Source organism: Veillonella sp. CNR 79/14 (genome assembly GCF_003992185.1).
In the GTDB taxonomy this organism is placed as follows: Bacteria; Bacillota; Negativicutes; order Veillonellales; family Veillonellaceae; genus F0422.
This window is the reverse complement of sequence record NZ_RQVH01000009.1, coordinates 16,970-42,742: the sequence shown is the minus strand read 5'-3', so window position 1 is coordinate 42,742 and position 25,773 is coordinate 16,970. Positions and strand designations below refer to the sequence as shown.

Genomic DNA, 25,773 nt, shown 5'->3' with positions numbered 1-25,773 from the left:
ACAGGAAGGGGGTGCACCGATGGATTTGTTAATCAACGTAACAGTCTCTGTTGTGGCAGGGGTAATTAGTTATTATTTTTGCAAATGGCTAGACAAGAGATTTAAAGGTAACTAGCCTCATATAGAGGTCGCTCTCTATAAAAAGCAGAACCCCCACAGCTGGAACTGTGGGGGTTCGTTGTCCCGATGGACTTAATCAACGTTTATATCCATAGTATATCACACCTATAGAAGCTTGTCATCTATATGATAGGAATTTAGGTGCGATAAAAAAGTTGAAAATAATATATTTACATCCAAATAAACAATACCCATTATCATAAATATAAATGATAATAAAGGTAATAGCTAATTCTTTCATTCTTTGAAAGACATAATTAAAAATCTATATTGAGAAATGCTATCAGTTGTGATATAGTATACATAAGTAAGACTCATGGAATTTTTAATTTAGGGATAGTACAGGACATCCCACATGTTTAGTAAGGGAGGAAAGACCATGAAAGAATTTAAATTATGGCGGCTGTTCATTGTGTTTGCCGTTTGTATTATGGCTATTGCAGGCTGTGGAAAGCAAGCGGATACGGTACAAGATAGTAAGCCATTACAAGTGGTAACTACTACAACAATGATTACAGATTTAGTACAAAAAATTGGTGGTGACCATGTAACAGTACAAGGATTGATGGGGGCTGGGGTAGACCCACATTTATACCAAGCTAGTGCAGGTGATGTATCTACTTTACAAAAAGGCGATATAATCTTCTTGAATGGTATCCATTTAGAAGGTAAAATGGGCCAAGTATTCCAAGAATTAAAAAAATCCAACAAAACAGTAGTGGAAGTGTCTAAAGATATGGATCCATCCACATTGTTAGCCTTTGAAGAAGAAGGTCCAGATGCAAAAGACCCTCATATTTGGTTCGATGTACAAAACTGGAAATTAGCTGCCAAAGTGGTAAAAGATACATTGGTAGCGAAAGACCCTAAACATGAAAAAGATTATGTGGCTAATTACGAAGCATACATGAAAGAATTAGATGCAGCAGATCAATATATTAAAGATAGAACAAAAGAAATTCCTGAACAATCTCGTGTATTAGTTACAGCGCATGATGCATTCCATTACTTTGCTCGTGCTTATGGCTTTGAAGTAAAAGGTTTGCAAGGTGTGAGCACAGCTACAGAAGCGGGCACAAAAGATATGAACGACTTAGTACAATTTATTGTAGACCACAAAATCAAAGCTATCTTCGTAGAATCTTCTGTTCCTCATAAAACAATCGAAGCTGTACAAGAAGCATGTAAAGCTAAAGGTTGGGACGTAGCTATCGGCGGTGAATTATACTCCGACTCCTTAGGTTCTCCTAACACAGAAGGCGGCACTTACATTGGCATGGTCAAAGCCAACATCGATACCATTGTAGGCGCTCTTAAATGATGAGTGACAGCAAGTGTATTTTGAAAGTGAATCATCTTTCAGTAGCCTATGATGATACGGTGGTGCTGAAAGATGTATCCTTTCAGATTGAACAAGGAACGATGACGGCCATAGTTGGTCCTAATGGTGCCGGCAAATCAACCTTGGTGAAAGCCATGTTAGGGCTTGTGCCATTAGTAGAAGGAACGATTGAGTTAACATTAGATACTAAAACAGTTTCTGCTTATGGAGGCGTGAAAAGGAATAGTATTTATAATCATATTGCCTACGTACCACAAACCTCAGCGGTAGATTGGGATTATCCCATTACGGTGTTTGAGGTGGTATTGATGGGCACCTACCGCAGACTAGGTTGGTTTACACGCCCAGGGAAACGTGAACGAGATGAGGCGACAAAAGCCTTGCAAACGGTAGGCATGTTAGACTATGCACAGCGGTCTATCTCACAATTGTCAGGAGGACAGCAACAGCGTGTATTTCTAGCTCGTGCTTTGGTGGAGAACCAAGAGGTGTACTTGCTAGATGAACCCTTTAAAGGCATTGATAAGACCACAGAATCTGTGTTAGTAAAGATTATGAAAGAAATGCAAGCAGCAGGAAAAACATTGCTAATCGTACATCATAATTTGCAAACTTTGGAAGCTTATTTTGATCAAGTTCTCTGCGTGAATCGTAGATTGGTGGGCATGGGGCCGGTTCGAGATATAGTGGGATCCCCTATCCTAGATGAGACATATTCATACTAGGAGGCACCATGGAATTATTACAACAATATACATTTCAAATCGTAGCACTGGGGACGGTGATGTTAGGCTTGGTATGTGGCGTCATAGGAACCTTTGCAGTATTGCGTCAAGAAAGCTTACTAGGTGATGGCGTAGCCCATTCCACACTACCTGGGGTAGTGGCAGGATTTCTTCTAACAGGTGTGAAAGACACCACAGTGCTATTACTAGGTGCGATTTGCACGGCCTGTTTGTCAGAATGGATTATGTATAAAACATCCCAAAAAGGAGTTCGTTTTGATGCAGCCTTAGCTACGATTTTAGCAACCTTCTTTGGATTTGGGACAGTGTTATTAACGCGAGTACAGTCTATGGAAAATGCTGGACAGGCAGGTCTGAATACGTTTATCTTTGGACAAGCTGTAACCATGATGCAAAGTGACATTTGGGTGATGGCCATTTGTGGAACCTGCATTGTAGGCGGGGTTATTATACTTTGGAAAGAATTGAGTCTTACCGTATTTGACCCTATTGAGGCGCAGTTGATGGGTATCCCTGTGTCAAAGGTACGATTTTTTTATCGAGCGGCGCTCGTAGTGACTATTGTGATAGGCATACGGACGGTAGGTGTTATTTTAATTAGCTCCTTGCTGATTGGTCCAGCCATGATTGGTCGCCAGTGGACTCATTCCTTGCGGACCTTGGTAATTATTGCTGCCATCTGTGGTAGTGTAGTCGCCTTTATGGGAACTTTTGTGAGCGCCCTATGGGGCAATCTTCCTACGGGCCCTATTATCATCATTGTTATGACTGGTATGATTTTATTAAGTTTAGTATTGGCTAATGGTAAACGCCTCATGAGGAGGTGTTTAGGATGAGTCATATCTTAGAAATATGGGGTATCGCCACAGTGACAGGTATCAGCTGTAGCCTCATAGGTACATTCTTGGTGTTGCGTCGTTTATCTATGATGGTGGATGCCATTACTCATACTGTTTTTTTAGGTATTGTATTAGCTTTTTTGGTGACAAAAGATTTGAACTCCCCTTGGCTCATCATTGGTGCTACTGCTATGGGAGTAGGGACGGTGTATGCAGTGGAATGGATGCAACGGCGTCGTTATATTAGACCAGATGCAGCTATCGGTATTGTGTTTCCCTTCTTATTTGCCTTAGCCATTGTGTTAGTTACCTTATTTGGTAAACACATACATCTCGATGTAGATACGGCGATTTTAGGCGATTTAGCCTTTGCCACGTTCCAACGCTTTACCGTAGATGCCTATGACTTAGGACCTATGTTGTTATGGATTGCCATGTTGGTATGCCTTATCAATGCGGTATGTATTGCGCTGTTTAAGAAAGAATTAATCCTTACCACCTTTGATCCAGTGTGTGCTAAGGTATATCAAGCGATGCCAATGGCAGTATCCTATGGGCTGATGACGTTAACCTCTTTAACCACAGTGGCATCCTTCCAAACGGTAGGGGCTATCTTGGTAACGGGTTGTATGATTGGTCCACCAGCAACGGCATTTATGCTAGCTCGTTCTGTGAAAGCCATGCTATTCATTAGTATGATAGTATCTACCGTAGCTACTACTATCGGTGTGGCATTAGCCTTTCTTTGGGATGTATCCATTGGTGGTATGATTGCCACAGTCATCGGATGTATCTATGGACTGGTGTGGATCTATAAATATGGTAGAAACAATGGATAATAGTATCATTGTATATGCTAGAAAGAATACATTAAGGTAGCATTGTATATGCTAGTATGATACAAATATAAAAGGACTGAAGTAAAATGATGCGTTAGAATTTACTTCAGTCCTTTATTATTTGTGTATTTCTTTAGCGAAGTAAAAAAGGCTGCAACCAAATGGTTACAGCCTATTTTGTGATATGTGTAGTGTTTTATTTATTCATGTTTTCGATTGCTTCTGCTTCTGCTTTGTTGAATTTAGAAGCAATAACGATGCGAATTAAGCAAAGTGCAACGAAAATGTATGCTGCAAAGCCTAACCATTCAGCTGTATCACCATAGGATTTTGCTTCAGTGAAAGCTAATTGAAGAGGCGCTTCGCTACCACCTGTACTTACGGAGAAGGCGATGATACCAGCGATGATAACGCCGATGATACTTTCACCAACGATCAAACCAGAAGCGAACAATACGCCACGGCGGTTAGATTGTTCTACGTCAGCATCTGCATAAGCACCAGCACGTTCTTTCGCACGTTTTGTAATGTAACGATTTACGAAGTAACCGATGATGGCACCCATTACAAGAGGCATTTCCAAAGTTGGAGGTAAGTAGATACCCATACCAATTGCAAGTGGTGGTAATGTTAAGGATTTTGTTGTAGATTTTAAAATTAAGTTTACAACGATAGCGACGATACCCACTACGATGCCGTAGAAAATGTATGTCCAATCCATATTAGCATTGAAAATACCTTCTGCGATTTGACGCATCAAAGTAGCTTGTGGAGCAGATAATGCTTGAGCAGGATCCATTCCTTCACGAGGCATAGCGCCTGTAAAACCATATGCATGGTATAACAAGTCAAGTACTGGAGCAATCGCTACGGCACCAGCTAAGGAACCAATTAATAGAGCTACCTGTTGTTTCCAAGGTGTAGCACCTACTAATTGACCAGTTTTCAAGTCTTGTAAGTTATCGTTGGAAATTGCTGCAATGGAGATAACCACGGATGTCATGAAGATCGCCAAGGCAGTGGAGAATTTTACGCCTTCTGGAGTAGATAATAAGTCATTGGCAGAACCGATGGCAAATACTACTAGAGAAGATACGATGATACCGATGATACCGATACCAGAGATTGGACTTGCAGAAGTACCAATCAAACCAGCCATGTAACCACAAGCAGCAGCTACGAAGAAGCCGATTAACAATGCCACTACGATACCTGCAATCACTAATGTCCAAGCAAGACCTGCAGACATTGGAAGCGCAGACACGAAAGAGTAGAAGCAAATGATTAAGCCAATAATAATTAATGCAAATACAACGCCAATAGTAGATGGTTTCATATCTGTATCCATACGGTGTGTGTCGCGATATTCAGCGCTTGCCGTCATGGACTTAATAGATAATTTAATACCTTCAATAATTGGTTTGATCAATGTTAGCAATGTCCAAATCGCTGCCACACCGATAGTACCAGCACCGATAAAGCGGACTTTTGTTTTCCAAACTGTGCTAGAGAATTTGATAGCTTGCAAATTATCTGGGTTTGGTAGATGATTTGTTAAGTATGGTACGAAACCACCCCAAGCAATAATCATACCGATTAAGATAGCGATACCACTAGCAATACCAATTAGGAAACCTGCGCCTAATAAGGCAGAGGAGAAACCGAAAGGAATTTGTGTAGCACCAGCACCTACAGGGAACCAGAATGATTTAGATTCGCCTAAGACACGTAAACCTTGTGTAACAAAGCTGATGATACCAGCCAATGCGCCACCAGATACGATTTCTTTCATACCACCAGATTGTTTTACTGTTTCACCAGGAACACTGGAGCCTACTTTCAAGATTTCAGCAGCGGCACGACCTTCTGGATATGGTAAGTCGCTGTTCATAACCATAGCGCGGCGTAATGGAATGGTAAATAATACCCCAAGACAGCCACCGCAGGCGGATAATAACAATGTTTCCAATAAGTCAAAGTTTTGCCAATAACCGATCATCAATAGACCTGGCAATACGAAAATGACTGCAGATAAGGTACCAGCAGCAGATGCTTGCGTTTGTACCATGTTGTTTTCAAGAACATTGGAATCCTTGAAGAAGCGTAAGATTGCCATAGATATTACGGCAGCCGGAATGGAGGATGAGAACGTCAAACCTACTTTTAGCCCTAAGTATACATTAGATGCAGTAAAGATTAATGTAATAATCGCACCTAGTAACATACCTCTGACTGTTAATTCCGGTAAGCTAATATCATGACTCATAAAATCATGCTTCATAGTTATACCTCCTTAAAATACACTACTATCTCATCCATTGTATCAGTATTCTCATAGACTTTCAATAAAAAATATAGTAAATATTGTATACATACGTCTTTTTGAGAGAATATAGTTAAAATATTCATATAAGGTTCATCTAGTTAGTGTATATATAAAGAAATAATTATTCCTATATCATAAGGAGACAGACTATGAAAAGAAAGATATTTGGCGCTCTATTCATGGCCGCTTGTTTACCGATGGCGTTACAGGCAGCAGATGTTACGGTGGTGAAAGAAACACCGATTGCTGTAGGTGAACGTATCTCTATAACAGCATCGCCAGAAACCAATCGCATCATCCGTGAAGAAACGATGAAAGCTAGACAAGATAAAAAACAAATCGTAGCACCAGCGGCAAAAGCGTTTACAGATCGTTTGCAAGTAACAGTCAAACCAGAGACAGTGAAAGAAAATCATATGGATTTGACATACCCACGAGTGCAATCTGTAAGTCCTTACGTGACGAAAGCAATAAATAAGACGATTACAGAGTATGTAGAAAAGCTTCGTAAGCAAGTCCAAAAGATGAATGAAAAAGCAGTAGATGGAGAAAAACAAAATCTGTATATGAGTTATGATGTTAAAGCAGATGGGAATGGTATTTTTTCTGTCACTATCACATCCTATACAATAGAAGACAATGCGTCTCATGGGGTAAACGTGGAAAAGGGATTTACTTTTAATACCACCACAGGCCGTACGCTGTCCTTAAATGACTTTGGTGGACTTCCACAAGAGAAGATTACAGCAGGAATACAACAACTACCGAAAGATGGTAAAAAATCTATCTATGCAGATGCCACAGTAGGCAAGCCAAATAGTTTCTTTGCCCGTGAAAATCATGAGATTGTGTTGATTTACGACCAAGGGACTATTGCCCCTATGTCTAGTGGTAGCATTTATGTGCCAGTAGGAAACTTAGGGAAATAAGTTAAAAATCATAAGCCCACTCTGCAACTGTTAAGTAGTCATGCCTAGTGGTATCAAATATAGAAAGTATATGTACAGCTAGAGATTGTAAAAAATAAGTAGGAAATGAAATAGAGGAAAGTTGATAGGTTTTGTTCAACTTTCCTCTATTTTTATTTAGTGATTCTGTTGTTTCTTCGGAGCGTCAAGTCTCTTATAATAGGCTTTATCGATATCTGCATAGGAGATAATCCCTTGTTGTGCCATTAAGGTTAATACTGTCCGTTGTCGTTGTTTTGTAGCATCTATGTTGCTTACTGGGTTAAAGTAGGACGGCGCTTGTGGAATGCCTGCCAGCACAGCAGCTTGACTTAAGTTAAGGTCCTTTGGTTCTGTCTTAAAGTATCCTTCAGAGGCTGCTTTAATACCATAGTAATCGGTACCATAATAAATGGTGTTCAAATACATGGTGATGATTTCATCTTTGCTGTAATAATGCTCCATCAAATAGGCAAGAAATACTTCTTCCACCTTACGAGACATGATACGCTTGGAGGATAAGAATAAATTTTTTACTAATTGTTGGGTAATGGTACTACCACCTTCTACGGTTTGCCCGGCTATGGTATTTGTATACAAGGCGCGACCAATGCTAAAGAAGTCTACCGCTCCATGCTCATAAAAACGTTTATCTTCCGTAGCCACTAAAGCTTGTTTTACTATAGGGCTAATGTCTTCGCTGCGAACGCGATGCTCTAGTGGCACCCGTTTATCCATGGCCTCCTCTACAGCTTCTTTAAAATGAAAGAGACGTTTGATGCGGTCGATTCTGGAAAGTTGATCTTCCCCTTGTTCAATGGTTTGTTCTTTTATCGTATGAGCTACATGTTGCGTAGTCGTTTTAGCGTCCTCTGGGGTATACCCAGCGAACCAATATAAACCACCAGCAGCAATGGCAAGTACAAGAATGAGTTTAAAAAGTGTTTTCATGGGTTCATCATATCACATCTAGGGGGTATCAACAATAGGACTTATAGAATCTTATAGTAAAGTGGTTTGTCCTTGTTATATACACGTAAGATATTTGTAATGTAACAGAGTAGTGATAACGTTGAGATTGTTAGAGTTATAGTATTTTTAGTAAAAAACAATAGACATTATGATTTAGCCCTTAGCAATTATGAAATGATAGGTTATAGGAAATGGCTATGGAATAGCAACATATAGATTAAAAATGTATATAAAAGAATTTTTATAAAAAATACTTGCATTATTATGCAGGTGGTTGTATAATACGTTCATAAGATAGAAACAGGTACTGCATAGCAGTCATTTACACAAAGAAAGAGGTTTATTATGAGCAACATTAACAAAGTAGTATTAGCCTACTCCGGCGGTTTAGACACATCTGTTATTATTCCTTGGTTAAAAGAAAACTATGGCGCAGAAGTCATTGCAGTATGCGTAAACTTAGGTCAACCAGAAGATTATGAGGCAGTAGAGAAAAAAGCCATCAAATCTGGCGCTACAAAAGCATACATTATTGATGCGCAAGAAGAATTTGTATCTGACTACATTTGGCCAGTGGTCAAAGCAGGTGCTGTATACGAAGGCAAATACCTATTAGGTACTTCTTTTGCAAGACCATTGATTGCTAAAAAATTAGTAGAAATTGCCGCACAGGAAGGTGCTGATGCCATTGCTCATGGTGCGACAGGTAAAGGGAACGACCAAGTTCGTTTTGAATTGACTATCAAAGCACTTTCACCAAATACAAAAATCATTGCTCCATGGCGTGAGTGGGAATTGAAATCTCGGGAAGATTGCATGGAATATGCAGCGAAACACGATATTCCAGTAGTGGCGACTAAAAAACACCCATACTCCATGGACCAAAACGTATGGCATTTATCTCATGAAGGTGGTGATTTAGAAGATCCTAAGAATGCACCTAAAAATGATGTATATTTAGTTAGCAAATCTCCAGAAGAAGCTCCAGATGTACCAACTATGGTGACCATCGACTTCAAAGAAGGTGTGCCAGTAGCGGTGAATGGTCAAGCCATGTCTCCACTTACCATCTTACAAACTTTAAATGAAATCGGCGCAGCTAATGGTATCGGCATCGTGGATATTGTAGAAAATCGGTTAGTAGGCATGAAATCTCGTGGTGTCTATGAAAATCCTGGTGGAGCTATCATCATGTATGCGCACAGAGAATTAGAATATCTTTGCCTAGACAGAGCCACATACCATTATAAAGAATTGGTGGCGAATAAATACGGGGAACTTGTGTATGATGGCATGTGGTTTGCCCCATTGATGAGCGCTTTACAAGCTTTCGTGGATAGCACACAACAAATAGTAACCGGTCAAGTGACATTGAAATTGTACAAAGGTAATATTATCAGCGCAGGATCTACATCTCCATACTCCTTGTATAACCAAGAATTTGTAACATTTGAAGAAGATGATGTATATAACCAAGCTGATGCAGAAGGGTTCATCAATTTATTCGGATTGCCTTTAACAATTAATGCATTAATGAAAGAGAAAGCAGGTTTAAAATAATGGCGAAACTTTGGGGCGGACGGTTTACCAAAGGGACGGATAAGGCAGTAGAGGACTTCACGTCCTCTATTTCCTTTGATTCCCGTATGTATAAAGAAGATGTGGCAGGCAGTATTGCCCATGCCACAATGCTAGCAGCGCAACACATCATTTCTAAGGAAGATAAAAATGCCATCGTAGCAGGTTTACAGGCTATTGAAAAGCAGATCGATGCTGGAGATTTCGAGTTTTCTGTGGCATTAGAAGACATCCATATGAATATAGAAAAACGCTTAACCGATGCCATCGGTGAGGCAGGCGGACGTCTCCATACAGGACGTAGTCGGAATGACCAAGTAGCAGTGGATTTACATATGTACATCCGCAAGGCGGTGGTACACATGGGCGAGGAACTAGTGAACTTGCAACAAGCCTTCTTAGAAGTAGCAGAGAAGTATAAAGATGTGATTATCCCTGGATATACCCATTTACAACGGGCGCAACCGGTGTTATTTAGCCACCACATGATGGCGTACTTCTCCATGATCAGTCGTGACTTTGATAATTTACCGTTAATCTTTAAACATGCCAATGTGATGCCATTAGGGGCAGGGGCTTTGGCAGGTACGACCTATCCTATCGATCAAAATATGACGAAAGAATTGTTGCATTTCGATGCCATCTATGAAAATAGTATGGATGCTGTCAGCGACCGTGACTATGTACTAGAGTTCCTCAGCTTTGGGGCAAAAGTGATGATGCATTTAAGTCGGTTAAGCGAAGAATTAATCCTATGGTCTAGCACAGAGTTTGGGTTCATCGAATTAGACGATGCCCATTGCACTGGTTCCAGCATTATGCCACAAAAGAAAAATCCAGACGTATGTGAACTCGTACGTGGTAAAACAGGTCGTATTTACGGACATTTGATGGGACTTCTTACAACCATGAAAGGCCTGCCAATGACGTACAACAAGGATATGCAAGAAGATAAAGAAGGCGTCTTCGACACGATCGATACCTTGCATTTTGCTATCTCTATTACAGCTGACATGTTACGCCATATGAAAGTTAATGGAGACCATACAAAAGCAGTGTTGGACGATGATTTCTCCAATGCTACGGATATGGCGGACTACTTGGCGAAAAAAGGGGTACCGTTCCGTGAAGCTCATGCCATTGTAGGGGCAGCGGTACAACATTGCATTGAAAAAGGTTGTGTGTTGTTAGATTTGTCAGTGGAAGATTTCAAAGCTATTTCACACCACTTTGAAGCAGATATCTTGGATGCCATTACCATCGAAGCTTGCGTAGCAGGTCGTAGTAACTACAGCGGTACAGCGCCAGAGTGCGTAGCACGTCAAATGCAGATTGGACAAACAATCGTGGCAGAAGAAGTGGCACAAATCCAACAATGGAAAGAAAAAATTCATTTACAATAAATAGGTTTGTAGCAATATTCATATTGTATTCTCTTATTCGTATAAAAGTGGCATCTGTAAATGGTATATGGGGCGATTCTGGTTTAGCAAGACTATCGCAACTATGAAAAAAAGCAACGGCAAATCCGTTGCTTTTTTTTGAGATAAGTTCAATATCATTAATCCTTGTCTTCTTCATTTTCTTTTAGAAGATCTTTTTGTGAATTTTTTTCAGAGAGTTTTTGATCGATATACTTATTAATATTTTCATAAAATTCTTTGGTCGTTTCACTATCCAATTTTGTCGAATTATGAATTTGATTCACTTGATTGACTTTTAAATGAACAGATTGAATACCGTAAGAGGCTTGTTTTTGGCGGAGCGTTTCTAATTGTTCTTCTGAAAGCGGATTGCCAACAATCGTCAAGACCAATTCATTTTTGCTTGACTTGTAGACTTGACTAATGACCGTATGATTGGTGAACTCTTTTCCTACAAACTGCTTGATTCCTTCTTTTCGTGCCTGATCTATCGTTAGCGTGACTGCTGAATAGGTGGCAGGAAGAATTAATAATACAATCAAGGATATCAACCCAATTCTCATTTTAATATTTAGTTCTTTAAATGAGCGTAAGGGCGATTTTCTCATCAAAATTCTTGTTCCAACAATATTGGTTAGCATGATAAAGACACAGTTAATTAAGAAAAGATAGAGAGCGCCATATATAAATTGTACATTTCCATTAGCTAAACCATAGCCTGCAGTACAGATAGGTGGCATCAGAGCTGTTGCAATGGCTACTCCTGGCACGATATTGTTCGCTTCTTTTTTTCTTGAACCAATTACACCTGCTATCCCACCTGCAATAGCAATGAGAACATCCCAAATAGTTGGAGAGGTTCGAGCAATCAACTCGCTACTTGCATAAGATATGGGAGAAATCCAGAAATACAGAGCTGAGACAAGCAAACTGACCACTACTTGAGTCAATAAAACATTTAGAGATTGTTTGATCAAACGGGTATCAAAAATAGCTAAGCCGAATCCCAGTCCAACAATCGGTGTCATAAGAGGGGAAATCAGCATGGCTCCAATAATAACAGCTGTTGAATTCATATTTAAACCTATAGAGGCAATAAAAATCGCGCACATCAAAATTACTGTATCGCTTAATCGAACATGAAGATCATCATATAATTTATCACGGTATTCACGTGCTGAATAGTTTCCTGTCATTGGTTACTCCTTTTATTTCATATAATCTTGTTTCCGCATGGGTGGTGGTAGAGCCTTCTGTCTAATCTTCTGTGTTTTAATTCTTACCGGTTATTCTATTGAAAGTTATCCATTATGTATCGCTCAGCCTAGCCTTAACATTATACCAAAATTTTATAGTATTTCTTTAAAGAAATCTATTAATTTAACAGATAGAAAAAGTAAGAAATTTTGCTTCATTTTCCAACAAAGATTTGCCACTGTCACCTAAAATATTGGGAAAGTAAATATCGAAAATATATGATAAAATGTAAGCGAATTCAAACAAAACGGTAATTTAGTGAATGCTGATTGCCGTTTTTCCATATGTTTAAGGAGGTAACAATATGCTTAAGGCAAAAATTTTTTATATATTTTTATTTTTGATCGTTGTCGAAACTATAGGCTTGTTGTTGTTGAAAAGAGGTCTAGAAATGGGCTATTTTGGCACAGAAGCTATTATCCTCGCAGTTTTTTCATTTGCTTTTTACAACCTATGTTCATTCGGTTGGGTCTACTTTACAATAAAAAACAATAAAAAATAAATAGAACAAATTGGAGGCTAACACCTCCGATTTTTTTGTATGCAGACCCCGAATTTTCGTTTTTTCATGCAAAAATAGCGCATTTTAGGTGCTGAGATGATGATCCTGGAGCTTTTTCAGATACTTTTGTGATGTATCTATCACTTGAAACGCCTACAGCGCCAAGGACTTTGGGCACTTTTTAGATACTTTCCTAAAGGAGTACATTTTTCCGAAAAAGTACAATTTTTCGGAAAGTTGTATGTTGTACCAAAATTGTCTCTACCACAACATATAGAAAAATAAGTGAAATGGATAGGGAATATCCCTTTTTATTTTGCTTTAAATCAGATTTTTGGATGGAATAGTAGATGATAAGACAAAATATCTTTGAACATACAAAAAGACAAACGCCAAAAATGACGTCTGTCTACGTTCTGAGGTAGCCTTTAGGCTCCCTTTTTTCTTAGAAAATACCGATGAGTAATTGCATGCCAAGACTAGTCAGGATGATAGCAATCCAGCAAAGGGCTCCAAGAAAAATGGATTTTCCACTGGATTTGATCATAGCAATGAGGTTGGTTTTGAGACCAATAGCACTCATAGCCATGATGATGAGGAATTTGGAGAGTTGTTTGAGAGGTGAAAAGAAGCTATTGCTGACACCGAAAGATGTGAGAAGAGTAGTTAGCAGAGAAGCTAGGATAAAGTAGAGAATGAAAACGGGGAAGATTTTTTTAAGCTTTACTCCTTGGTTGTTTCCTTGTTGACGGCTTTGCCAATAGGAGAGGAAGAGAGTAATAGGGATAATAGCTAGAGTACGGGTCAGTTTGACAATAGTGGCAGACTCGAGAGTATTGCTTTGGTAAAGACTATCCCAAGCGCTAGCTGCGGCTGTTACAGAGGACGTATCGTTGACTGCAGTACCCGCAAAGAGAGCAAAACCTTCGTTGGAAAGATGGAGCCAAGAACCTAGAGTTGGAAAGATAAGAGCTGCCAAGACATTGAAGAAAAAGATAACAGAAATGGATTGGGCCACTTCTTTTTCCTTGGCGTGAATAACAGGAGCAGTCGCTGCAATGGCAGAACCGCCACAGATAGAAGAGCCTACACCAACTAGGATAGCTAGCTTTCTATCAAGGTTAAAAAATCGTTGGAAAAAGAAAGCTATAATCAGAGCAATTGAAATAGTTGAGAGGATGACAGGAAGGGAAGATTTTCCAACCTCGAAAACTTGAGAGATATTGAGTCCAAATCCCAGTAAGATAACAGCGTACTGAAGCAATTTTTTTGAGCTATAAGTCAAGCCGACATCCAGTTGTTTATAGGAAGTGAGAAAGGGATGGAGAATCATTCCGATAAAAATGGCGAAAACAGGTGCTCCCACAACAGGCAGAAAGTCTCCTAAAACCCAAGAGATGATAGAAATGATCAGACAGGCTAACAGTCCTGCCCAATTTTTTGATAGAAATGACATAAAAACCTCCGAAAATAACTACTCCTTATTATAATCTTAATTTATCAGAAAAGTAAAATCGAAAATAGAAAGTAGGAATAAGGTAGTAAATTAACGGAATTTTGCGGTCAGAGAGCTTTTTGTAATATAATAGATAGATCAATTCATCATAAAAAAATGACCAATTTTTGACCTAAATTTATGGGTTAAATTTTTTGGGGCAAATAATATGGATTATACGGACAAAATCTATTGATTTTAAATAATAAATACCTATAAAAAACTAAATAATACATAATAAGAGTTTATGATATAATCAATATATATTTTTGTTACTAAATACTATGAGGTACTAATAATGAAATTAATCTCTTGGAATGTGAATGGCTTGCGTGCAGCCATGACAAAAGGATTTATGGATGCATTCAATGCATTAGATGCAGATATGTTCTGCTTACAAGAAACAAAATTACAACCAGAACAAATTGAAATAGTCTTGCCGAACCATGAACAATATTGGAATAGTGCAGTGAAAAAAGGCTATAGCGGTACGGCCATTTTCACAAAAGAAAAGCCAAATTCCGTAGTGAATGGCATTGGCATTGAAGAACATGACCAAGAAGGGCGTGTGATCACAGCGGAATATGAAAAGTTTTACTTAGTTACGTGCTATACACCGAATAGCCAACGTGAATTGGCTCGTTTGGAATATCGCATGGAATGGGAAGTGGCATTCCGTGAGTATTTACTAGCATTAGATGCGAAAAAACCAGTCATCCTATGTGGTGACCTTAATGTAGCCCATCAAGAAATCGACTTGAAAAACCCTAAAACAAATCGTAAAAATGCTGGTTTCAGTGATGAAGAACGTGAAAAAATGACAGAACTACTAGCGGCTGGATTTACAGATACATTCCGCTATTTATACCCTGATGCGGTAGATGCTTACAGCTGGTGGTCTTATATGGGCAAAGCTCGTGAACGGAACGTAGGATGGAGAATTGACTACTTCCTAGTATCCAACAGCATTGCTGATAAAATCCAAGAGGCGAAGATTCATACGGATATATTTGGATCTGACCATTGCCCAGTGGAACTAGTTATTGATTTATAATTTTTATAATGAGCGTGCATTATGTCACTATTACGTTTTGAAAATATCTCTTTAATGCTTCATGGTCGCCAGATTTTAGGGGATATTTCTTTTGAGGTTCAACAAGGTGAAAGCATCACCATCGTAGGTCCTTCTGGGAGCGGTAAGAGTACGATATTAAAATTGGCAAGTTCCTTGATATCTCCTACGGAAGGTACGATTTTCTTTCGAGGTAGGCCTATCGAAAGCTATGCACCGACAGAGTATCGCCAACGAGTGGCATACTGTTTCCAGCAACCCTACTTGTTTGGGCAAACGGTGCGAGGGAATCTAGCTTTTCCTTTTACCATGCGAGGTCGTTCTGTTGACGAAGCAAGAATCAAAGACCTATTCGATTTGTTTCATGTGGATCTGCAGTTGTTAGAGAAGTCGAATACAGAGTTATCCGGTGGCGAAATGCAACGAATTTGCTTGATTCGTAGCGTGCTGTTTGCCCCTGAGGTGTTGCTATTAGATGAGGTGACGTCTGCCTTGGACACAGAAAATACGGAGTGGGTAGAACGTGGTCTTATGCAGTTGCATAAAGAAGGCTTAACCTTGTTACAGGTGACCCATAATCTAGACCAAAGTGTTCGTATGGGGCAACGTCGTATCACTGTGAAAGATGGACATATTGCAGAATGTGAGGTGCTACATGGGGAGCTTTAATACCTTATCTAATGAATCCTTACTGATGGCAACAGGACTCATCGTCATGACTGTTATCGTGTCCTATCAACAACGGATGCGATTGGAGCTAGAAATATTGCACAGCGCCTTGCGAGCGGTCGTACAACTTGTAGTCGTAGGCTATCTATTGAATTTCATTTTTGGTGCGGACCATCCTTTGTTTACTAGCGGAGTATTGTTGGTGATGTTGATCAGTGCTGCTATCAATGGAGGTAAACGGGGACAGGGCATCAAACATGCCTCATGGATTGCAGGTGTCAGCATTGGTATTGGTGCTGTTTTTACGTTAACAGTATTATTGAGTGCTAAGGTCTTATCCTTTACACCGTATCAAATGATTCCTGTAGGAGGCATGGTTATGTCGGGGTCTATGGTGGCAGTAGGATTGTGTTTCCGCCAAATTATAACGAGCTTTAAGCGACGCGAACAAGAGATTCAGATTAAGTTAGCCTTGGGAGCTACGCCTATGCAGTCCTGTAAAGCAATCTTGCGAGAAGCTCTGATATTTAGCTTAGAACCGACCATCGATAGTGCGAAAACATTGGGCATTGTGGCCTTGCCAGGGATGATGACAGGCCTAATTTTGGCAGGCATGAGTCCTATGGAGGCCATCAAATACCAAATTATCGTCATTTTCATGACTTTTTCAACCGTATCCATTGCCATTGCCATAGCAGGATACTTGAGTTGTCGACAATTTTTTAATACCAAAGAACAGCTGATTCTATCTGATTCGTGATAGAATCAGCTTTTTATATACATACTATTTATTTACTGTTTATAAACCTGTTAATTAAGTAGGAATTTTTGAAAACCTATAGTCATAAGGAATGAGTTGTGTTACTATTAGGGTATACACATTCTATTTATATGTAAAACGAGGTGGTATTATGGCAAATTACAACCCTTATGAAAATATGCTGCAAACATTAGACTTAGCAGCGGACACATTGGGAATTCCACGCAATGACTATGAAGTGTTGCGGCACCCTGAACGTGAAATGAACGTGGCTATTCCAGTACAAATGGATGATGGACATGTGGAAGTATTTACTGGTTACCGTTGCCAACATAGCTCTGTTCTTGGCGCATCTAAAGGTGGTCTTCGCTTTCATCCAGATGCAGATGAAAATGAAGTGCGCGCTTTAGGTGCGTGGATGACCATCAAAAATGCGATTGCTCATTTACCATATGGCGGTGGCAAAGGCGGTATCAAGGTAGATCCGAAAAAACTAAGTGAAAGAGAGTTGGAACGTTTAACACGTGGTTTCGTTCGTAAAATTGCTCCTATCATTGGGGTAGAACGAGATGTGCCAGCTCCTGATGTGAACACAAATCCGCAAATTATGTCTTGGATTGTTGATGAGTACAGTGCGTTAACTGGTCAATGGACACCAGGGATTGTAACAGGTAAACCATTAGCCATCGGTGGTTCTTTAGGTCGTAATGAAGCAACAGGTCGTGGCTGTATGTTTACATTACTTTCCTACTTGGAAAAACAAGGTAAATCTATTAAAGATTTGACGATTGCTGTACAAGGTTTTGGTAATGTAGGATCTGTTGGTGCTTTGTTGATGCACCGTGAAGGCGCTAAGATCGTTGCCATCGGTGACGTACATGGTTCTCTGTATAATGCAAACGGCATCGATGTAGAAAAAGCCTACGAATATGCAAACTCCCATGGACGTTCTTTGGAAGGCTATGAAGAACCAGGCATGACACGCATTCCGAATCCAGACTTATTGTTGTTAGACGTAGACGTGTTATACTTAGCAGCCTTGGAAAACCAAGTGAACGAAGCCAATATGAAAGATGTAAAAGCGAAATTAATCTTGGAAGGTGCTAACGGACCATTAACGAAAGATGCAGACTTATACTTCTTTGAAAAAGGCATTCCTGTATTGCCAGATGTATTAGCCAATGGCGGTGGCGTGGTTGTATCTTACTATGAATGGGTACAAAATAAAGCTGGTTTCTACTGGTCTGAAGAAGAAGTAAACGAAAAATTAGCGAAGAATATGAAAAAAAGCTTTGAAGAAGTATGGGCTATGCAAGAAGAATTCAAAGTATACCCAAGACTCGCTGCGTACATGGTGGCATTACGTCGTTTAGTAGAGGCATTGAAAATTAAAGGATATAACGGGTAATATATTTTCCTATTTATGTATCTTAGATGATGTCATACTTCCTAGTAAGCTAAATGCTGTAATTATCACTAGATAATCAGATGAAAACATAGATTGTAGCAGTATATAAGAAAAGGAACTATACAAGACTTAGTCGTCTTGGTATAGTTCCTTTTTACATTCTAAACAGCTTACAATAGACATATAGGTCCCCCGTTTATTTTGCAATAGACGAGAGACCTATTAGGTATACAGCAAAGTTTTACTTAATATGTTTACTACCGCGCTCTGTCATTGGAGTGCCACTTTGGCAAAGTGGGCAGTCACTAGCTTCAAATGTTGGCACTGTTAGGTTTAACAAGGCTTGTACTTTTTCGTTTGGTACGCCAAAGTCTGCTTTACCACCGCTGCGGTTTACAAGAAGGCCTACGCCAACGATTTCACCGCCAGCTTCGTTTACAACATCTACTACTTCACGAACGGATCCGCCTGTGGTTACGATGTCTTCTACGATAAGAACACGTTGTCCTTTTTCAATGCGGAAACCACGACGTAATGTCATTTTACCTTTTTCTCGTTCTGTAAAGATAGCACGAGTACCCAAGGCTTTACCTACTTCGTGAGCCAATAAGATGCCACCAGTCATAGGTCCGATCACAAGCTCTACATTTTGATCTTCAAAACGACGAGCTAACTCTTGGCATAATTGTTCTGTATATTTTGGATGGGATAAGACGTTAAATTTTTCTACATACATAGGGCTGTGAAGGCCAGATGTTAGCAAGAAATGTCCTTCTAAAATAGCTTGTGTGTCGATCAATAATTGTTTTACATTCTCTTCTGTCATCATTTTTAAACTGTCTCCATTTCCTCAACAATTAAACGAACTGCTTCTTGTGGATTTTCTGCTTGTGTAATTGGTCGTCCTACCACAATGCGAGAGGCCCCATCTTGTAAAGCGCTACTAGGGGTAGCAATACGCTTTTGGTCGTTAGTAGCCGCAAAAGATGGACGGATACCTGGTGTGACGATTAAGAAATCTTCTCCGCAGGCTTCACGAATTAGTTTTGCTTCTAATGGAGAAGCGACAACGCCATCTACACCAGCCTCTTTAGCTAGCTTAGCTAGTTTTACTACATGGTCTGAAATTGGTAAAGACCCACCAATAGCGGACCAGTTTTCATCATCAAAGCTAGTTAGCGCTGTAATCGCCAATAGTTTAGGACGCTCAATGCCTAGTTCAGCAGCTTGTTCTTTGGCAGCGTTCATAGCCGCTTCCATCATCACTTTGCCACCTTGACTGTGGATGGTGATTAACTTGGCCCCCAAACGAGTTAATGATTTAATACCATGGGCTACCGTATTTGGAATATCATGTAACTTCAAGTCAAGAAATACGGATTTATTGTGGTCCCGTAAAAATGCTACAGTTTGTTCACCTGCTGCATAAAATAATTCCATACCAACTTTATAATAGCTGACGGAATCGCCTAAGGATGTTACGATGGATTTCATCTCCTCTAGTGAGGACACATCTAAGGCTACAATTAAACGATCATCTGCCATAGGAACCTCCTTGTTTCACAAATCGTACTATTATTTCATAGTTTATAGTGAAAGTCAAGAACTTTATATATTCGTTGAAATTTGAATGACTATAATTTATAATGAAACTACAATTGGATACGTATTTGATAGGAGATGAAAATATGAAATTAGTTGTGACAGTGGTAGGGCAAGACAGAGTAGGTATTATTGCGGGAGTGACTCGTGTGTTAGCGGACAATGAAGTAAATGTAGTATCCATTAACCAAACTATTTTAGATGGTATCTTTAATATGATCATGATGTGTGAGGTCAGTGACTCCGCTGATTTAAGTGGTATCCAAAAAGCGTTAGCAGCAGAAGGAGAACGATTAGGGGTTCAAATTTTAGCGCAAAATGCAGCAATCTTTTTAAGCATGCATCGAGTGGGATAAGCGAGGGTACCTATGTTAAGTATTGAAAATATTTTAGAAACGAATCGGATGATTCAAGATAATAAGTTAGATGTGCGGACCATCACGATGGGGATTAGCCTATTAGGATGTATCTCGGAAGATGGGGAGCGTATGTGCACTCGTATTTACGACCATATTACGAAGGAAGCAGAATATTTAGTGAAAACAGGGGAAGATTTAGAGCGTGAACTAGGAGTACCTATTATTAATAAACGTATTTCTGTGACACCAATTTCTTTAATTGGTGGTGCCTCCAACTTACCCAACTATGTGTCCATCGCTCGTGCCTTAGATCAAGCAGCAAAAGCAGTAGGTGTAAATTTTATCGGCGGTTTTTCTGCTTTAGTATCGAAAGGGTATACAGAGGGAGATCGCAAGCTCATTGCCTCCATTCCAGAGGCCTTAGCTACCACGGATATCGTGTGTAGTTCTGTAGGTATCGGTTCTACCAAGGCTGGCATCAATATGGATGCAGTGGCTGACATGGGACACATTGTGAAAGAAACAGCCCGTCTCACAGCCGATAGAGATGCTTTGGGTTGTGCGAAGCTAGTGATTTTCTGCAATCCTGTAGAAGATAATCCGTTCATGGCAGGGGCTTTCCATGGTGTCACAGAAGGTCAGACAACCATTAGTGTTGGCGTCAGTGGTCCTGGAGTAGTAAAACATGCTTTGGAATCTGTAAAAGGTGAACCATTTGATGTAGTAGCGGAAACGATTAAACGGACAGCTTTCAAAATTACTCGTGTGGGACAATTAGTAGCACAAGAGGCATCACGTAGATTGAATAAACAATTTGGTATTATCGATATTTCTTTAGCACCCACACCTGCCGTAGGGGACTCTGTAGCACATGTGCTAGAAGAAATGGGGTTAGAAGCGTGCGGTACCCATGGTACTACGGCAGCTTTGGCCTTGTTGAACGATGCTGTGAAAAAAGGTGGCCTTATGGCATCTTCTCACGTAGGTGGATTAAGTGGTGCTTTCATTCCTGTCAGTGAAGATAAGGGCATGATTGATGCGGTTACATTAGGCAGTTTGTCCTTAGATAAATTAGAAGCTATGACTTGTGTTTGCTCTGTGGGACTAGATATGATTGCTGTCCCTGGGGATACGTCGGCAGCCACTATCTCAGCTATCATTGCAGACGAGGCAGCTATCGGTATGATTAATAATAAAACGACCGCTGTACGACTCATTCCTGTACCAAATAAGACGGTAGGGGATATTGTAGAGTTTGGTGGACTCTTGGGATATGCACCGATTATAAAAGTGCATCCATTTAGTTCGGAAGAGTTCATTCGTCGTGGTGGTCGTATTCCGGCGCCGGTACGTAGTTTGACTAACTAATACCTGTATACTAAGTATGAAAGTGAGGTTATCTCATGAAACAAATTGTTGTGATGGAACCATTAGGTGTATCCGAAACATTGTTGCAATCCCTAGCAGAACCATTTAAGGCACAAGGCTATGAACTAGTCGTATACGGCACAAAGGAAACCAATCAAATTAAATTATTGGACCGTGTTCGTCAGGCGTCTATCATTATCATGGCGAATCAACCTTTGTCAGGGGAGATTATTCGCCAATGTCCAAACCTAGAATTCATATCTGTGGCTTTCACAGGAGTAGACCATATTGATTTGGAAACATGTCGTGAAAAAGGTATCGTTGTGAGTAATGCGGCCGGTTATTCTACGCAAGCCGTTACAGAGTTGGTATTTGGGTTAGCCATTTCCGTACTACGTCATGTATTGCCTTGTGATGGTCGCACACGGACAGGCGGTACCAAAGATGGACTACCTGGATTTGAATTGCATGGAAAAACCTTTGGTGTCGTGGGAACTGGCGCAATCGGTAGTGCAGTGGCACGCATTGCTAAAGCCTTTGGCTGTAAGGTCATCGCCTATAACCGTTCAGAAAAACCTGAGTTAGTGGCAGAAGGGATTACTTTTACAGACCTCGACACAGTAGTACAAGAAGCAGATATTCTATCCTTACATGTACCATTAACAGAAGAGACGCGCCATGTAATCGATGCAACACGCATTGATATGATGAAAGATACAGCCGTGTTAATCAATACGGCGCGTGGACCTGTGGTGGATAACGAAGCTTTGGCGAAAGCCTTGCATGCCCGTAAATTACGTGGCGCAGGCATCGATGTATTTGAAGTAGAACCGCCAATCCCGACAGATCATCCATTATGCGATGCACCTCGTACAGTATTAACGCCGCATATTGCCTTTGCTAGCCAAGAGGCCTTTGTCACACGAGCGCATATTGTGATGGATAATATTGTGGCATTTTTGAAAGGGGAGCCTGTGAATCGGGTGTGCTAGTACTTTCATAGCAAACATATATAACCATAGAACTATGTATACCTATCTCCTATAGTGATTGCAATTTTCTTTCAATCGTCCTATAATACTTTGTATTATGTTTTAACATACAATAGTACGCCCTAAGTGGACTCATAGAAAGGATGATTGGATGAGACCTGTACATACATTACCAAGCTATAGCTTTGGGGGACATGAAATTTTTGACACCATAGGAGAGTATACGAAACAGTTAGGCAAGAAAACTGTCATTATCGGTGGAGATACATCGTTATCTGTGGCATTACCTTTCTTGCAACCAGCCCTAGAAACAGCTGGGGTTGAAGTACTAGAGGTGGTACATTTTGGCGGTGAATGCGCCTATGCAGTAACGAATGAATTAGCGAAAAAGGAATCTTTGCAGACGGCGGATTTCCTTATCGGTGTGGGCGGCGGTAAGGCCCTAGATACCACAAAATTGACGAGTATCGCATTAGGGGATATTCCTGTCATCACAGTACCTACCATTGCCGCCACTTGTGCGGCTACATCGGAGGCGATTGCCATTTATACTTTGGACCATACCTTTGATAGCGTAGCCTTCCTAAAACGTCCTGCAGTGCATACATTTATTGATGCAGACATTTTGGTGAAAGCCCCAAGTCAATATTTCTGGGCAGGTATGGGTGATACCATAGCGAAGCATTATGAAACACATATGGCTACACGTGGTCGTAACTTGTCTTATAATGTACAAGTGGGCTTGTCTTTATCCAAGATGTGTGCGGAACCAATTTTCGCACATGGTCGTGAAGCCCTTACGGCTAATGAAAAGGGAGAACGTAACCGCCTTTTTGATGAATTGGTGATGGCCGTTGTACTGACCACAGGTATTGTATCTGGTTGCATGCCAGGAGATTTCAATAGTACTATTGCTCATGCTGTGTGCTATGGCTGCGCCGAAGATTCTCATACGGAAGAACACCACCTTCACGGTGAAATGGTAGCCTATGGTTTATTGGTGTTATTTGCAGCAGACAAGCAAGATGACGAGTTAAGTCGCTGGTTGCCAGTGTATCGTCAAATTGGGTGGCCTACGAAACTTTCAGACATGGGATTAACCACAGAGCATATTCCAATAATTGTGAAAAAAGCAGCCTCCGTTCGTGATGTGGTCATCAGCCCTTATGTAGTGACAGAAGAATTGCTTACAGAAGCCATTTTGAAAGTAGAAGCGCATAACTAATCATCAACAGGTATCTCTAGTAGAAAGAGGTACCTGTTTGTGCTATGATGAGGGTATGTTTACACTATACATTAGAATGGCGTATGTTAGGAACTTGAGTCAGATTTTTGTGCCTATGAAATGACGGTGGTAGATATACAGGTGATTCCTGCTAGTAGAAAGGTTTAAATTCCATAGGATTGATATCTAATGTAGGTAAATTGAAAAGTAGTCTAACAAGCAAATCTAATGAAATTATAATTCAAAGTAGACAGTTTGTACACATTTAGGATACTCAGTGCAAAAAAACGAGAAGAAAGGAGCAGTAAATGACGATGGAACGCATAACATGGAATGAAATAGATTTTGTAAAGGTAGGAAATGCTACAGATGCTGTAGGTAAAACGGGTTTGACCGTATTGCGCTTTCCTCAGGGTGCCCAAGGGGGACTGCATATCAGTGGTGGAGGTCCTGCGGCTCGTGAAAGTGGAGTCCTCGATCCGACGACAGCGCCAACTCCAGTGAATGCCTTGGTCCTAGGCGGAGGATCCGCCTTTGGGCTATGTGCCAGCGATGGGGTGATGCAATCTTTAGAAGCACGGAATATTGGATTTCCCACAGCTTATGGGGTGGTTCCAATTGTTTGCCAAAGTGATATTTACGATTTATCCTATGGCAATCCAAAATCACGCCCTACGGTAGAGATGGCCCGTGATGCTTGTGAAAGGACTTTCACAAGCACAGAACCTATGTCTGGCAATGTGGGGGCTGGTACAGGAGCTACCGTAGGTAAGGTATGTGGCATGGAACGGGCTATGAAGGGTGGCATTGGTTATGCGGCGGCGAAACTAGGGAACCTCGTAGTGGGCGCCGTCGTGGTGGTGAATGCCTTCGGCAATGTGTATGATCGTCATGGACATGCCTTAAGGGGCGTCATGGACGAAGGGCGCCAGAACATATTGGATGCTTGTCAGTTGATGTTTGACCAATATGAGGGACGTAGTGAAAGTAAACCTCTATTAGGTAAATTTGTGAAATCTAAGATGAGGAACGAAACTTTACAGGATGGTAACTCCCCGTGTGAAGCGGGCCTAGGTATGGAAAAAGGAAATACTACCATCGGTGCTATCGTGACGAATGCAGCCTTTCATAAAGGTGAACTAACCAAGATTGCTATGATGGCTACTAATGGCTATGCACGGTCCATTCGACCTGTAGGAACTCTGTCTGATGGAGACACCATCTATGCGTTCTCAGTGGATACTGAAAGCATGAGAGGCCGTAGCGGTACACATTGTCCTAGTACAGCAGTTGATGCAGAAGATGGAAATGGTGTTGCCCATTGTGAACATTCTGTTGTCAGCGAAAGCCTGTGTGGTACAAGTAAGCCTATAGTGGCTGATGTGAATGTGGTAGGCACTTTGGCTGCGGAGTTAATGTGCGAAGCCATCGAAGATGCTATGCAATCTAGCAAGATAGATAATTCCGAGTTTTTAGCAAATACAATTGATTTACACGAAGTGAAAATTTAAAATATATAAAAAATGCTTGCATTTTATATGAAAGTGCTATATAATAACTCTTGTATTATTCCTCGATAGCTCAGCAGGTAGAGCAATCGGCTGTTAACCGATCGGTCGTAGGTTCGAGTCCTACTCGAGGAGCCATACAAGGCCCGTTGGTCAAGCGGTTAAGACACCGCCCTTTCACGGCGGTATCGGGGGTTCGATTCCCCCACGGGTCACCATATGGACGATTAGCTCAGCTGGGAGAGCGCCTGCCTTACAAGCAGGATGTCGGCAGTTCGATCCTGTCATCGTCCACCATAGCTAAGAACCATCCATTCGGATGGTTCTTTTTTTATGTCGTCATTTGTGTCGTCACTTATGATGCTATGTAGCCTGTGGCGTTCTTAACTTAATGGCAAAAGGGATGAGCACAGTATACTCCTC

The 25,773-nt window shown here is 40.6% G+C and carries 23 protein-coding genes and 3 tRNA genes; 20 read left to right on the top strand and 6 right to left on the bottom strand.

Translation table 11 applies throughout. The features are described 5' to 3' along the window. Positions 1-499 precede the first annotated feature (499 nt). Genes EO119_RS04515 through EO119_RS04500 form a run of 4 tightly spaced genes read left to right on the top strand, consistent with a single transcriptional unit; the run spans position 500 to position 3,886 of the window. Complete coding sequence (locus tag EO119_RS04515) at positions 500-1,441, top strand: metal ABC transporter solute-binding protein, Zn/Mn family (RefSeq protein WP_062403587.1); 942 nt, start codon at positions 500-502, stop codon at positions 1,439-1,441. Then, positions 1,438-2,187 (top strand): metal ABC transporter ATP-binding protein, encoded by a 750-nt coding sequence (locus EO119_RS04510; protein ID WP_126940815.1) that lies wholly within the window; start codon positions 1,438-1,440, stop codon positions 2,185-2,187. The genes EO119_RS04515 and EO119_RS04510 overlap by 4 nt, the downstream gene beginning before the upstream one ends. An 8-nt stretch (positions 2,188-2,195) precedes the next feature. Further along, positions 2,196-3,044 carry a metal ABC transporter permease gene (locus EO119_RS04505; protein WP_126940814.1) on the top strand — a complete coding sequence of 283 codons (849 nt, stop codon included), beginning with the start codon at positions 2,196-2,198 and terminating at the stop codon, positions 3,042-3,044. Further along, positions 3,041-3,886, top strand: a complete 846-nt coding sequence (locus EO119_RS04500) for a metal ABC transporter permease (protein WP_126940813.1) — start codon at positions 3,041-3,043, stop codon at positions 3,884-3,886. Before EO119_RS04505 ends, EO119_RS04500 begins: the two co-directional genes overlap by 4 nt. Before the next feature lie 196 nt (positions 3,887-4,082). On the opposite strand, the gene EO119_RS04495 is transcribed toward EO119_RS04500, so the two are convergent. Then, positions 4,083-6,167 (bottom strand): OPT family oligopeptide transporter, encoded by a 2,085-nt coding sequence (locus EO119_RS04495; RefSeq protein WP_126940812.1) that lies wholly within the window; start codon positions 6,165-6,167, stop codon positions 4,083-4,085. 194 nt (positions 6,168-6,361) lie between these two features. Between EO119_RS04495 and EO119_RS04490 the strand changes: the two genes are divergently transcribed. After that, positions 6,362-7,141, top strand: a complete 780-nt coding sequence (locus EO119_RS04490; RefSeq protein ID WP_126940811.1) for a PdaC/SigV domain-containing protein — start codon at positions 6,362-6,364, stop codon at positions 7,139-7,141. Positions 7,142-7,297: 156 nt separating this feature from the next. Here EO119_RS04490 and EO119_RS04485 read toward each other — a convergent pair whose 3' ends face one another. Next, on the bottom strand, positions 7,298-8,110 hold the full coding sequence (locus EO119_RS04485; RefSeq protein WP_126940810.1) for a transglycosylase domain-containing protein: 813 nt from the start codon (positions 8,108-8,110) through the stop codon (positions 7,298-7,300). A gap of 366 nt (positions 8,111-8,476) precedes the next feature. On the opposite strand from EO119_RS04485, the gene EO119_RS04480 reads away from it, so the two are divergent. Both EO119_RS04480 and argH read left to right on the top strand, forming a co-directional pair. Next, positions 8,477-9,691, top strand: a complete 1,215-nt coding sequence (locus EO119_RS04480; protein WP_126940809.1) for an argininosuccinate synthase — start codon at positions 8,477-8,479, stop codon at positions 9,689-9,691. Continuing rightward, positions 9,691-11,112, top strand: coding sequence for an argininosuccinate lyase (gene argH / locus EO119_RS04475; RefSeq protein ID WP_126940808.1), 1,422 nt, complete (start codon positions 9,691-9,693; stop codon positions 11,110-11,112). Before EO119_RS04480 ends, argH begins: the two co-directional genes overlap by 1 nt. 158 nt (positions 11,113-11,270) lie before the next feature. Here argH and EO119_RS04470 read toward each other — a convergent pair whose 3' ends face one another. Beyond that, complete coding sequence (locus EO119_RS04470) at positions 11,271-12,329, bottom strand: TIGR00341 family protein (RefSeq protein ID WP_126940807.1); 1,059 nt, start codon at positions 12,327-12,329, stop codon at positions 11,271-11,273. A 365-nt stretch (positions 12,330-12,694) separates the two neighbouring features. Here EO119_RS04470 and EO119_RS04465 point away from each other — a divergent pair, with 365 nt between their 5' ends. Then, entirely contained in the window at positions 12,695-12,892 is a 198-nt protein-coding gene (locus tag EO119_RS04465) for a hypothetical protein (RefSeq protein ID WP_062403614.1), read from the top strand. A 445-nt stretch (positions 12,893-13,337) separates the two neighbouring features. Here the strand turns inward: EO119_RS04465 and EO119_RS04460 are convergent, their stop codons facing one another. Then, positions 13,338-14,348, bottom strand: a complete 1,011-nt coding sequence (locus EO119_RS04460; RefSeq protein WP_126940806.1) for a YeiH family protein — start codon at positions 14,346-14,348, stop codon at positions 13,338-13,340. Between the two features lie 337 nt (positions 14,349-14,685). On the opposite strand from EO119_RS04460, the gene EO119_RS04455 reads away from it, so the two are divergent. The 4 genes from EO119_RS04455 to EO119_RS04440 all read left to right on the top strand — a co-directional run bounded on the left by EO119_RS04455 (position 14,686) and on the right by EO119_RS04440 (position 18,296). Continuing rightward, positions 14,686-15,441, top strand: a complete 756-nt coding sequence (locus EO119_RS04455) for an exodeoxyribonuclease III (RefSeq protein ID WP_126940805.1) — start codon at positions 14,686-14,688, stop codon at positions 15,439-15,441. A 21-nt stretch (positions 15,442-15,462) separates the two neighbouring features. Further along, positions 15,463-16,128 (top strand): ATP-binding cassette domain-containing protein, encoded by a 666-nt coding sequence (locus EO119_RS04450; protein WP_126940804.1) that lies wholly within the window; start codon positions 15,463-15,465, stop codon positions 16,126-16,128. Further along, positions 16,115-16,888 (top strand): iron export ABC transporter permease subunit FetB, encoded by a 774-nt coding sequence (gene fetB / locus EO119_RS04445; RefSeq protein ID WP_126940803.1) that lies wholly within the window; start codon positions 16,115-16,117, stop codon positions 16,886-16,888. Before EO119_RS04450 ends, fetB begins: the two co-directional genes overlap by 14 nt. 151 nt (positions 16,889-17,039) lie before the next feature. Then, complete coding sequence (locus EO119_RS04440) at positions 17,040-18,296, top strand: Glu/Leu/Phe/Val dehydrogenase (RefSeq protein ID WP_126940802.1); 1,257 nt, start codon at positions 17,040-17,042, stop codon at positions 18,294-18,296. 241 nt (positions 18,297-18,537) lie between these two features. Here the strand turns inward: EO119_RS04440 and pyrE are convergent, their stop codons facing one another. Then, positions 18,538-19,125: an orotate phosphoribosyltransferase gene (gene pyrE, locus EO119_RS04435; RefSeq protein WP_126940801.1), complete on the bottom strand. Its 588-nt coding sequence runs from the start codon at positions 19,123-19,125 to the stop codon at positions 18,538-18,540. Between the two features lie 2 nt (positions 19,126-19,127). After that, positions 19,128-19,841 (bottom strand): orotidine-5'-phosphate decarboxylase, encoded by a 714-nt coding sequence (gene pyrF / locus EO119_RS04430; protein ID WP_009353169.1) that lies wholly within the window; start codon positions 19,839-19,841, stop codon positions 19,128-19,130. 143 nt (positions 19,842-19,984) lie between these two features. Between pyrF and EO119_RS04425 the strand changes: the two genes are divergently transcribed. From EO119_RS04425 to EO119_RS04390, 8 genes are all read left to right on the top strand, one after another. Further along, entirely contained in the window at positions 19,985-20,254 is a 270-nt protein-coding gene (locus EO119_RS04425; protein WP_009353203.1) for an ACT domain-containing protein, read from the top strand. A 12-nt stretch (positions 20,255-20,266) separates the two neighbouring features. Next, positions 20,267-21,625: a PFL family protein gene (locus EO119_RS04420; RefSeq protein ID WP_009353184.1), complete on the top strand. Its 1,359-nt coding sequence runs from the start codon at positions 20,267-20,269 to the stop codon at positions 21,623-21,625. A gap of 35 nt (positions 21,626-21,660) precedes the next feature. Next, positions 21,661-22,617, top strand: coding sequence for a 2-hydroxyacid dehydrogenase (locus EO119_RS04415; RefSeq protein WP_126940800.1), 957 nt, complete (start codon positions 21,661-21,663; stop codon positions 22,615-22,617). A 151-nt stretch (positions 22,618-22,768) separates the two neighbouring features. Next, the gene (locus tag EO119_RS04410) at positions 22,769-23,842 is read left to right on the top strand and encodes an iron-containing alcohol dehydrogenase family protein (RefSeq protein WP_126940799.1); all 1,074 of its coding nucleotides are present in this window, start codon (positions 22,769-22,771) and stop codon (positions 23,840-23,842) included. Positions 23,843-24,156: 314 nt separating this feature from the next. Further along, positions 24,157-25,353 carry a P1 family peptidase gene (locus EO119_RS04405; RefSeq protein ID WP_164723977.1) on the top strand — a complete coding sequence of 399 codons (1,197 nt, stop codon included), beginning with the start codon at positions 24,157-24,159 and terminating at the stop codon, positions 25,351-25,353. A gap of 59 nt (positions 25,354-25,412) precedes the next feature. After that, positions 25,413-25,488 (top strand) — tRNA-Asn (locus EO119_RS04400). Positions 25,489-25,493: 5 nt separating this feature from the next. Then, positions 25,494-25,568 (top strand) — tRNA-Glu (locus EO119_RS04395). A 3-nt stretch (positions 25,569-25,571) separates the two neighbouring features. After that, positions 25,572-25,647: transfer RNA gene (locus EO119_RS04390), tRNA-Val, on the top strand. Positions 25,648-25,773 lie beyond the last annotated feature (126 nt).

What these genes read in the sequence shown, in the direction of transcription:
- EO119_RS04415 (WP_126940800.1), top strand. Translation starts at nt 21,661, where the DNA reads ATGAAACAAATTGTTGTGATGGAACCATTAGGTGTATCCGAAACATTG.
- EO119_RS04420 (WP_009353184.1), top strand. Translation starts at nt 20,267, where the DNA reads ATGTTAAGTATTGAAAATATTTTAGAAACGAATCGGATGATTCAAGAT.
- EO119_RS04405 (WP_164723977.1), top strand. Translation starts at nt 24,157, where the DNA reads ATGGAACGCATAACATGGAATGAAATAGATTTTGTAAAGGTAGGAAAT.
- EO119_RS04505 (WP_126940814.1), top strand. Translation starts at nt 2,196, where the DNA reads ATGGAATTATTACAACAATATACATTTCAAATCGTAGCACTGGGGACG.
- EO119_RS04470 (WP_126940807.1), bottom strand. Translation starts at nt 12,329, where the DNA reads ATGACAGGAAACTATTCAGCACGTGAATACCGTGATAAATTATATGAT.
- EO119_RS04510 (WP_126940815.1), top strand. Translation starts at nt 1,438, where the DNA reads ATGATGAGTGACAGCAAGTGTATTTTGAAAGTGAATCATCTTTCAGTA.
- pyrE (WP_126940801.1), bottom strand. Translation starts at nt 19,125, where the DNA reads ATGATGACAGAAGAGAATGTAAAACAATTATTGATCGACACACAAGCT.
- fetB (WP_126940803.1), top strand. Translation starts at nt 16,115, where the DNA reads ATGGGGAGCTTTAATACCTTATCTAATGAATCCTTACTGATGGCAACA.
- EO119_RS04495 (WP_126940812.1), bottom strand. Translation starts at nt 6,167, where the DNA reads ATGAAGCATGATTTTATGAGTCATGATATTAGCTTACCGGAATTAACA.
- EO119_RS04440 (WP_126940802.1), top strand. Translation starts at nt 17,040, where the DNA reads ATGGCAAATTACAACCCTTATGAAAATATGCTGCAAACATTAGACTTA.
- EO119_RS04465 (WP_062403614.1), top strand. Translation starts at nt 12,695, where the DNA reads ATGCTTAAGGCAAAAATTTTTTATATATTTTTATTTTTGATCGTTGTC.
- EO119_RS04500 (WP_126940813.1), top strand. Translation starts at nt 3,041, where the DNA reads ATGAGTCATATCTTAGAAATATGGGGTATCGCCACAGTGACAGGTATC.
- EO119_RS04455 (WP_126940805.1), top strand. Translation starts at nt 14,686, where the DNA reads ATGAAATTAATCTCTTGGAATGTGAATGGCTTGCGTGCAGCCATGACA.
- EO119_RS04425 (WP_009353203.1), top strand. Translation starts at nt 19,985, where the DNA reads ATGAAATTAGTTGTGACAGTGGTAGGGCAAGACAGAGTAGGTATTATT.
- EO119_RS04485 (WP_126940810.1), bottom strand. Translation starts at nt 8,110, where the DNA reads ATGAAAACACTTTTTAAACTCATTCTTGTACTTGCCATTGCTGCTGGT.
- EO119_RS04490 (WP_126940811.1), top strand. Translation starts at nt 6,362, where the DNA reads ATGAAAAGAAAGATATTTGGCGCTCTATTCATGGCCGCTTGTTTACCG.
- EO119_RS04480 (WP_126940809.1), top strand. Translation starts at nt 8,477, where the DNA reads ATGAGCAACATTAACAAAGTAGTATTAGCCTACTCCGGCGGTTTAGAC.
- pyrF (WP_009353169.1), bottom strand. Translation starts at nt 19,841, where the DNA reads ATGGCAGATGATCGTTTAATTGTAGCCTTAGATGTGTCCTCACTAGAG.
- EO119_RS04410 (WP_126940799.1), top strand. Translation starts at nt 22,769, where the DNA reads ATGAGACCTGTACATACATTACCAAGCTATAGCTTTGGGGGACATGAA.
- EO119_RS04515 (WP_062403587.1), top strand. Translation starts at nt 500, where the DNA reads ATGAAAGAATTTAAATTATGGCGGCTGTTCATTGTGTTTGCCGTTTGT.
- argH (WP_126940808.1), top strand. Translation starts at nt 9,691, where the DNA reads ATGGCGAAACTTTGGGGCGGACGGTTTACCAAAGGGACGGATAAGGCA.
- EO119_RS04450 (WP_126940804.1), top strand. Translation starts at nt 15,463, where the DNA reads ATGTCACTATTACGTTTTGAAAATATCTCTTTAATGCTTCATGGTCGC.
- EO119_RS04460 (WP_126940806.1), bottom strand. Translation starts at nt 14,348, where the DNA reads ATGTCATTTCTATCAAAAAATTGGGCAGGACTGTTAGCCTGTCTGATC.